At 70.6% G+C, this 8,113-nt stretch carries 8 protein-coding genes and 1 pseudogene; 6 read left to right on the plus strand and 3 right to left on the minus strand.

Annotated elements, in window-relative coordinates; genetic code table 11:
• On the minus strand, positions 1–535 hold a 535-nt coding region (locus ACGFIZ_RS30435; RefSeq protein ID WP_393425525.1), incomplete at its 3' end, for a hypothetical protein.
• A gap of 501 nt (positions 536–1,036) precedes the next feature.
• Here ACGFIZ_RS30435 and ACGFIZ_RS30440 point away from each other — a divergent pair.
• The 3 genes and pseudogenes from ACGFIZ_RS30440 to ACGFIZ_RS30450 all read left to right on the plus strand — a co-directional run bounded on the left by ACGFIZ_RS30440 (position 1,037) and on the right by ACGFIZ_RS30450 (position 2,693).
• Entirely contained in the window at positions 1,037–1,882 is an 846-nt protein-coding gene (locus ACGFIZ_RS30440; RefSeq protein ID WP_393425527.1) for a S1 family peptidase, read from the plus strand.
• Between the two features lie 420 nt (positions 1,883–2,302).
• Positions 2,303–2,347: pseudogene (locus ACGFIZ_RS30445) on the plus strand (hypothetical protein); the annotation flags it as partial.
• Positions 2,348–2,399: 52 nt separating this feature from the next.
• On the plus strand, positions 2,400–2,693 hold the full coding sequence (locus tag ACGFIZ_RS30450; protein WP_393425530.1) for a hypothetical protein: 294 nt from the start codon (positions 2,400–2,402) through the stop codon (positions 2,691–2,693).
• A gap of 139 nt (positions 2,694–2,832) precedes the next feature.
• Here the strand turns inward: ACGFIZ_RS30450 and ACGFIZ_RS30455 are convergent, their stop codons facing one another.
• Both ACGFIZ_RS30455 and ACGFIZ_RS30460 read right to left on the minus strand, forming a co-directional pair.
• Positions 2,833–3,660: an SDR family oxidoreductase gene (locus ACGFIZ_RS30455; RefSeq protein ID WP_393425533.1), complete on the minus strand. Its 828-nt coding sequence runs from the start codon at positions 3,658–3,660 to the stop codon at positions 2,833–2,835.
• Positions 3,661–3,804: 144 nt separating this feature from the next.
• Positions 3,805–4,605, minus strand: a complete 801-nt coding sequence (locus ACGFIZ_RS30460) for an SAM-dependent methyltransferase (protein WP_393425536.1) — start codon at positions 4,603–4,605, stop codon at positions 3,805–3,807.
• A gap of 374 nt (positions 4,606–4,979) precedes the next feature.
• Between ACGFIZ_RS30460 and ACGFIZ_RS30465 the strand changes: the two genes are divergently transcribed.
• The 3 genes from ACGFIZ_RS30465 (at position 4,980) to ACGFIZ_RS30475 (ending at position 7,828) form a co-directional block, all read left to right on the plus strand.
• Positions 4,980–5,321, plus strand: coding sequence for a hypothetical protein (locus tag ACGFIZ_RS30465; protein WP_393425539.1), 342 nt, complete (start codon positions 4,980–4,982; stop codon positions 5,319–5,321).
• 233 nt (positions 5,322–5,554) lie between these two features.
• Positions 5,555–7,090, plus strand: coding sequence for a sigma-70 family RNA polymerase sigma factor (locus ACGFIZ_RS30470; protein WP_393425542.1), 1,536 nt, complete (start codon positions 5,555–5,557; stop codon positions 7,088–7,090).
• Positions 7,091–7,168: 78 nt separating this feature from the next.
• Entirely contained in the window at positions 7,169–7,828 is a 660-nt protein-coding gene (locus ACGFIZ_RS30475; RefSeq protein ID WP_393425545.1) for a DUF6461 domain-containing protein, read from the plus strand.
• Positions 7,829–8,113 lie beyond the last annotated feature (285 nt).

The following is an 8,113-nucleotide window of genomic DNA, read 5'->3' on the forward strand; positions in this document are numbered from 1 at the left end:
GGTTGGTGCGCAGTTGGCCGGTGGCGGTGGTGGTGAACAGGTGCAGGTTTCCGCCGTAGACGGTGGCTGCGGGGGCCGAGTGCGCCTTCGCGGTGCCGGGGATGGTGGTCCAGCCGGTCCAGGTGCCGCTGGTGGTGTAGCGGTTGGTGCGCAGTTGGCCGGTGGCGGTGGTGGTGAACAGGTGCAGGTTTCCGCCGTAGACGGTGGCTGCGGGGGCCGAGTGCGCCTTCGCGGTGCCCGGGACGCTGGTCCAGCCCGACCACGCGTCGGCCGTGAGCGAGTACCGGTTCGTCCGTACCCCGCCGCCGGGGGCCTGCGCGAACAGGAACAGATCCCCCGTGTACGTCACCGCGGCCGGCCCGGACCGGGCCTGGGCCGCGCCGGGCACGGGAGCCCATCCGGACGCCGGCGGAAGCTGGGGCCGGCCGAAGCCGCTCGCCGCCGCCGCACCGGCCGGCACCACCAGCAGAGCCGCGGCGAGGCCGGGAACGAGTAGGCGCCGCAGCGGCCTTCTTACCTGTTGAACTAAAGCCATGAACACTCCCTTTCGACGGACGATGCCGGGCAGCCGGCAGATCAAGGGGGACTCAGGGACATCATGCCCGCCCGCCGGGCCGTCGCCGTACAGCCACACGTCCCGCCGTCGTCACCCGTCACGGCACTTGTCTGTCCGCGTCCGCCGTGCGACCGCCATCGCGGGCGCCGCCACCGCCTGGGTCCCGGCGAAAGCCAGCAGGACGAGGGCGATCAGCAGGCGGTGGCGGTGTCGACCGCCGTGACTGGACCGCCGTACCCGGACATGCAGCGAAGATCCTCCCCGCGAAGACTGAGCGCAGCCTACCCGTGACTCCGCGATGGGTGGTGATGCGGCAGCTATCGATCAAGGACACTCCGCTGGCGATCAACCCCTTGCATGAGTATCGAACAAGGTAGATACTCGCCGCTAAGTGATCGCCGAGGTGACCCCCCACCTGATTTCGGCGGCACGGCAGGGACGCCGGCACAACCGGCGGCCTTCACGTCCTAGGAGGAGACCGTGAATATCCGCCGTATGCTCGCCGCGACGGTCGGCCTGGTGGCCGCCAGCGCGCTCGCCGTTCCGGGCGCCGCCTCGGCCGCCCCGCAGACCTTCACCGCCGACCAGCTCGCCCGGGTCGACGCCGCCGTGACGGCCTCCGGCGTCGAGGGCATCGCCTGGCGCGTCGACGCCGCGTCCAACCGGGTCGTGGTGACCGCCGACGAGAGCGTCTCCGCCGCCGCGGTCGCCGCCCTGAAGAAGAGCGCCGGCGCCGAGGCCGGCGCGATCCGGATCGATCGGGCCAAGGGCGTCTTCCGTCCGCTGGTCTCGGCCGGTGACGCCATCTACGGCGGCGGCTACCGCTGCTCGCTCGGCTTCAACGTGGTGAAGTCCGGCGTGTACTACTTCCTCACCGCCGGGCACTGCGGGAACGTGGCCAACACCTGGTACACCAACTCCAGCCTCACCACGCTCATCGGCGCGACCACCGGCTCCAGCTTCCCGGGCAACGACTACGCCCTGGTCCGCTACGACAACGCGTCGCTGAGCCACCCGGGCGGCTACACCGCCGCGAACGCGTTCGTCGGCGAGTCGGTCAAGCGCACCGGGTCCACCACCGGCACCCACAGCGGCACGGTGACCGCCCTGAACGTCACGGTCCGCTACACCGGCAGCGGCACCGTGAAGGGCATGATTCAGACCACCGTCTGCGCCGAGCCGGGCGACTCCGGCGGCCCGCTGTACGACGGGACGAAGGCGCTGGGCATCACCTCCGGCGGCAGCGGTAACTGCCGGACCGGTGGCACCACCTTCTACCAGCCCGTCACCGAGGCGGCCAGCGCGTACGGCGTGACCGTCTTCTGATCCACCGCCGGCCCGGCCGGCGCACCGAGGACCCGTACCCGGGTGGGTGCGGGTCCTCGTCTTTCAGAACGTTGACATCTCTCGTTCCCGGTCGGACAGTGAGATCCGGACCCGGCGATGAGATTCGGACCCGGCGATCGAAGGGGGCGTACGTGCAGGATCTCGCCACCTGGCGGGCCGAGATCGCCGCCGACCGGCGGGCGAAGGTGATCGTCGACGACGACCCGACGGGCACGCAGTCCGTCAGCGACGTGGCGGTGATCCTGCGACCCCACCGGGCCGCCTTCGACGAGTTCTTCGCCTCGACGCGGTCCGCGACCTTCGTGCTCTCCAACAGCGGGGCGCTACCTACGGACGCCGGCCGGGGCGGTTCCCGTCGCCGACACGGAGTTCGCCCGCGACCCCGTCTTCGGCTACCGCAGCGCCGGCCTCGCGGACTGGGTACGCGAGGTCAGCGGCGGCCGTCGGCACGCGGTCACCGTGCCGCTGGACCGGTTGCGCGAGCAGGCGGATCGCCATGCCGCTGTCCATACCGTCCTTCGTCATCGTGTTCCTGTTCGAGTTCCAGGCGGCGTGGAAGAACTTCCAGGGCGCGCTGATCTACCTGAACGGGGAATCGGTCGAGGACTTCACCGCACCCCTCGGCATCGCGTACGCCATGACGAAGTACAGCCTGACCGCGGGTGGGGAGGGCGACTACCAGTACGTGATGGTCGCCTCGCTGCTCGTGACGCTGCCCATGCTGCTGCTGTTCAGCTTCGGCCAGCGCTACTTCATCGAGGGCGTGGCCACCCAAGGCCGCAAGGGCTGACCCCGTCGCGGCGCCGACGTACGGGTGCGGCGCGACCCGCCCCCGTACGTCACCCGCTCGACCCGCGGTCCGGCGCCGCTGCTCCCGCCCGCGTCGGCGCCCCGTCAGCCCACCCGGGTCGCCGGGCGGTCGACGTGGGTCAGGCGAGGGTGTGGTGGCCCGCCTTGACGACCTGGTCGTACTCACGGCGCCGGGCGTCGTAGGCGGCCTCCAGGAACGCCTCCGAGTCGGGTCCCACCGGCAGCCGCAGCGGCGGCGACTCCAGCTGGCCGAGCCGCCAGACCACGTCGGCGAACAGCTCGGGGGAGTTGACCTCCATGTTGGAGTTCATGCCGCGCAGCGCGCCGAGCATGCCGTCGGCGGCCGGCGCGTAGTCCGCGATCCGCTGCGCCGGCATGGCCAGGTTGGCGGCGTACCCGGTGGCGAAGCCACCCGGCTGCAGGATGGTCACCTTCACCCCGAGGTGCCCGGCCTCGACGGCCAGCGACTCGGCCGCCCCCTCCACCGCGAACTTGCTCGCGGTGTACGCGGCGAGCCCCGGGAACGGCACCACGCCGGCGACCGAGCTGACGAAGATCGCGTGCCCGCGGCCCTGCGCCCGCCACACCGGCAGCACCGCCCGGGTGAGCCGCCACGGCCCGAACACATTCGTGTCGAACTGCGCGGCGAGCTCCGCGTCGGAGACCTCCTCGAACGCGCCGAACTGGCCGTAGGCCGCGTTGTTGACCAGGACGTCGACGCCGCCGAAGGCGTCCACCGCCCGCCCGACCGCCTCCGCGCACTGCGCCGGATCCCGTACGTCCAGGGCGGCGGCCACCACGGTGCGCGGATACTGTGCCAGCAGGTCGTCGAGGGTCTCCGGGCGGCGGGCCGTCGCCACCACCTGCTCGCCCTCGGCGGCGAGGCGGGCTGCGAGGGCCCGACCGAGTCCGCTCGAACACCCCGTGACCAACCAACGCTTCGTCATCGCCCTCGGCCCGTCCTGTCCACTGGGTAACCTGCCGACAGCAGGTTGTCAGAGCTGGCAGCGCGCGTGAAGGGAGCCGTACTGTCGGCAAGCGGACTCGTCGGGTATCCGGCTCGCACCCGGGCTCAGGGCTTGCGGGCGGGCTCAGGGCTTGCGGGCGAGCCCGCAGAGGGCGTCCACCTCGGGCGCGAGTTCCGGTCCGCAGCGCCACCGGGAGACCGGGACGATGCCGGGCTCCAGCAACTCCAGGCCGTCGAAGAACCGGGCGATCTGCTCGGGGCTGCGCAGACGGTACGGGTCACCGGCATCGGCGCGGACCTGTTCGGCCTGGTGGGCCGCCTCCGGGCGGATCACGTTCGTGCCGTCCTCGAGGGCGAGGTAGCTTCCGGACGGTACGGCGTCCACGAACCGCCGGACGATCGCGTACGCCTCGTCGTCGTCCAGGACGTTGCCCATGATGCCGAGCATCATCAGCGCCACCGGACGGTCGAAGTCCAGTGTGCCGGCCGCCCCGGTGAGGATCAGGTCCGGGTCACGCACGTCCGCGTCGATGTACTCGGTCCGGCCCTCGGGGGTCCCGACGAGCAGGGCCCGGGCGTGCGCCAGCACGATGGGGTCGTTGTCGACGTACACCACCCGGCAGGTCGGGTCGACCCGCTGGGCGACCTGATGGGTGTTGTCCGCCGTCGGCAGCCCGGTACCGATGTCGAGGAACTGCCGGATGCCCGCCTCGCCGGCGAGGTGCCGGACCGCGCGACCGAGGAAGGCCCGGGTGTGTCGGGCGACGTCCACGATCGCCGGGTAGACCTCGATGACCTGGTCGCCGACCTGGCGATCGGCGGCGAAGTTGTCCTTGCCGCCCAGCCAGTAGTTCCAGACGCGGGCCGAGTGCGGCACGGTGACGTCCAGTTTGGCCGCCCGACCCCGGGTTGGACTGTCGGTCATGAGGGGCTCCTTCGCTCCTGTCTCGTGCTGCGTACAAGGTAGCGGTCCGCTGACGGGCGCGGTCGACGCCCGGAGGGCGGTGCGTCCTGTGTGGTCGGTCCGGCGCGCCGCCTCCCCGGCGGTTCGGGGTACGCCCTCCGGATCGCGCACCTGAAACGCGTGCCGAGGAATGCGGGTGTGTGCAGATTTCCGAGAGTGGCGTACTCAATTATTCGGCGACAATTCGGCGATGTCTTTGGCGGCGTAAATTGCGGCGGCGTGGTTGTTGACCTGTTGATTCCCGACCAATAATCTTTCAATGCGCGCCTCGACGGGATGTCGAGAATCAATACGGCTGGCCAGTTCGAAAACCTTGACACGGAACGGAGTTCAAAATGTCACGAGTTCGGTCCCGTACTCTCGCCGCTTCCATGCTCGCCGTCGCCGCCATGGGTGGCGCCCTGTTCCTCGGGGTCGGCACGGCGAACGCCGCGACGAACGACATCACGCTGCCGTCCATCTCGCTCAACTGCCAGGTCCAGGTCACGGCCGACGCGGATCTGCACGTCCGCCCCGACCTGAGCAGCCCGATCGGTGCCCGCGTCACGGCCGGCACGACCCTCACCGTGGTCGGCACCACCATCGGCGCCGACGCGGCGCTGTGGCTCCGGCTGGACAACGGGTTGTACGTCCGGGCCAGCCTGACGGCGGACGTGAACTGCGGCCTGTCCGTCTGAGACAGCCCCACCTGTCCGAGGTGGACGGTGGCCACCGGGCGCTCCACACCGCGTGGGCCCTGGTGGCCACCGGCCGGTTGACCCAGCCGCCGGCGGTGGAAGCCATCGGTGTGTCGTCGCCCGAGCGCCCAACACGCACCTAGATTTCTCATCTCGATCCCGAACCGCCCCGCGCAGCCCGTCCCTGCCCAGTCCTCGCGCGTGGCCAAGCCGAACGGGAGGACCGGAACCGCATGCAGGAGTCCGAACTGGTTCGGGCGCGCGAGTCAGCCGTACGCCGGTGCCTGGCGGCGGGTGCCAACCGATACGACGCCGAGGACTGCGCCCAGGAGGCTCTGCTCGCGTTGTTGACCGATCCGGAGGCGGCCGGCGCCAAGAGCGCCGCCGCCTGGACCGCCACGGTCGCCTACCGACGGTACGTGGATCTGCTGCGCCGACGTAACCGGGAACGCGTCGCCGTGATCCGGCTCGGTGACGAGAGGGACCGCACGACCCCCGAACTCGACGAGGCGATCACCGACCGGGCCATGGCGAGTTGGCTCATCGACGCGTTACGCCAGCTACCGGTCACCACACACGTGGTCTGCCTCTCGACCGGCTGGGGAGTGCAGCCGGAGAGCGTCGCACGCCAGTTCGGGCTGACCCGTCGCTCCGTCCAGTCCCATCTGACCCGGGCACGCCGGTGGCTACGGCGGGCAGCCACCCACACTCTCGTGTTGCCGTGGCTCGTCGTTGCGGTCCGCCGGCTTCCGGGCAAGAGCGCACCCGACCCGGTGGGTATGGCCGCGGTCGTCGCCGTCACGGCGGTCGCCCTGGCCGTACCACTGCCGTTCGTCCAACAACTGACCCCGGGTGCGCCCCGCACGGATCAGCCGCACGCCCCACTCGGAGGCCCGTCCCCCGACCACCCGCGGCCCGGGCCGGGGGACAGCCCGTCAGCCGCCCCGGGCCACCCGCGCTCGCCGGCGCCGTCGCCGGAACGCGTGCCGCCCTTACCGGAGCGCGTGCCGGCGCCGGAGGCGTCACCGGACCGGTCCGCGACGCCATTGCCACTCGACGACCTTCCCCTGCTGGACGACCCGGTCCTCCCGCCGCTTCCGCGACTGCCGGAGCCGCTCGACCCCGACCTACCGGCCGTGGGCCCGATCGAACTCGATCCCGGATCCGCGGCGAAGCCGCCACCGATCCCGGAGCTACCCGGAGCGTTGGAACCCACGGCTGCCCTCGACGCCGTCACGCCGATCAGCCACGGCACCGGTACCGAGCCGGGCGCAGGTGGTTACCCCGACGTCAAAGCCCAACTCGTTCTGCCGCTGAGCCAGTATGGCGCGGCTGCCGCCACATACGGTTGGGCCCAGTATGATCTCATCGACCACTGGGGTGCGCCAGACAGTCCCCTGCACAGGATCGCGAGCGACGCGACCGCGACTGCCAACCGGAACGCGACCTGCAACACCCCGCTCGATCCGTTCATTCCGTTCGACGACAGCATCGTGGTGGACGACTCCTGCGACGAATACCCGTTCGCCAAAACATTGGAGGGTGGCACGACCGGCTCTATGTGCGCCGACATCGTGCCGCTGCTGCAGAACGGTGTGTGGAACTTCTACCAGGCGAACGACGCCAAGCCGGTCACGTTCAACGAACCCTGCATCCGCGGCCACGTTTCCGAGCTGCAAAATGAGGCGGCGGGTGGAAAGCTCGGCAGCTTCGCGCAGACCGACCGGGTCATGGACCTGGAGGGATACACGGTCCTGATTACGCAGTAGCGACAGATTGACGGCACATCGTGGGCCGCGCACCGGGCAACCATCCGGAGCGCGGCCCCGCACCCGAACGAGGACATAATGGACGCTGATCATGGGCCTTGGAAATGGGCTGATCTCGGCTTCACTGTCACCTTCAGCCTCGACCTGGTTCCCGAGGACCTACTCACCTGTTATGGGGCGGACCCTGTCAGGGCGGAGCTGCTCACCCGACAGGAGGCGTGGGACAAGTACTCGCCTAATCACGGCGGCACCCAGCTGCGTACCGGCACACTGAACGGCTGGGGATTTTGCTTTGAGGAGATTGGCTATCAGGGCAGCCGACCCGAGGTTCTCACTATGCTGTCGGCCCACACCGAGGTCTTCTCGCTCTTCAACATGTCGGGGAAGAGCACACTCAAGTATTTCCGGAATGGGCTGCGCATCGAGTCTTTCGAACCTGGCTTCGCCTACTCGGTCCGCGGCCAGCAACCCCACGCGCTCTGGGCCAGAACCGAACAGTTGGCCCGCAGCAAATCCCTGCCCCCGAACCGTGCCGCGCTTGGGGCCATTGAGGAGCGGATCGGTGCACGGCTAGGCCAGGATCTGCTGGAAGGGGTGTTACTGACCGCCTACCTCACCGAGCCCAGACCCTCAGCTCCGTTCCCCACGCCGCAGCGAAATCCACCGGGCCGCTTCCTTGGATCATTCGACCCCATGACTCTCGACCCGCCCCGCCCTCCCAGCCTCGGCGAACCCTGAGGCGTTGTGAAGGCAGCACCGCCGGCCGCACGAGCGTGACGAGCGGGGCCGTCGGCTGGTGATGCGTAACGGTCACGCGCATCCGTGGCGGGTGAGCACCCGGTCCGGCTCTGGCGGCCAGGGCTTCAGCGTCGACACCCGACCTTGCCGTGCGGCGGACGTGGGGGGGGGGGGGGGCGGCCGCCCCCCCCCCCCCCCCCCCCGCCCCCGGGGGGGGGGCCGGCCCCCCCCCCCCCGGGGGGGGCCCCCCCCCCGGCGCCCCCCCCCGGGGCCCCGGACACCCCC

It is taken from the genome of Micromonospora sp. NPDC048830, assembly GCF_043198215.1.
In the GTDB taxonomy this organism is placed as follows: Bacteria; Actinomycetota; Actinomycetes; order Mycobacteriales; family Micromonosporaceae; genus Micromonospora.

What these genes read in the sequence shown, in the direction of transcription:
- ACGFIZ_RS30450 (WP_393425530.1), top strand. Translation starts at nt 2,400, where the DNA reads ATGCCGCTGTCCATACCGTCCTTCGTCATCGTGTTCCTGTTCGAGTTC.
- ACGFIZ_RS30455 (WP_393425533.1), bottom strand. Translation starts at nt 3,660, where the DNA reads ATGACGAAGCGTTGGTTGGTCACGGGGTGTTCGAGCGGACTCGGTCGG.
- ACGFIZ_RS30460 (WP_393425536.1), bottom strand. Translation starts at nt 4,605, where the DNA reads ATGACCGACAGTCCAACCCGGGGTCGGGCGGCCAAACTGGACGTCACC.
- ACGFIZ_RS30465 (WP_393425539.1), top strand. Translation starts at nt 4,980, where the DNA reads ATGTCACGAGTTCGGTCCCGTACTCTCGCCGCTTCCATGCTCGCCGTC.
- ACGFIZ_RS30470 (WP_393425542.1), top strand. Translation starts at nt 5,555, where the DNA reads ATGCAGGAGTCCGAACTGGTTCGGGCGCGCGAGTCAGCCGTACGCCGG.
- ACGFIZ_RS30475 (WP_393425545.1), top strand. Translation starts at nt 7,169, where the DNA reads ATGGACGCTGATCATGGGCCTTGGAAATGGGCTGATCTCGGCTTCACT.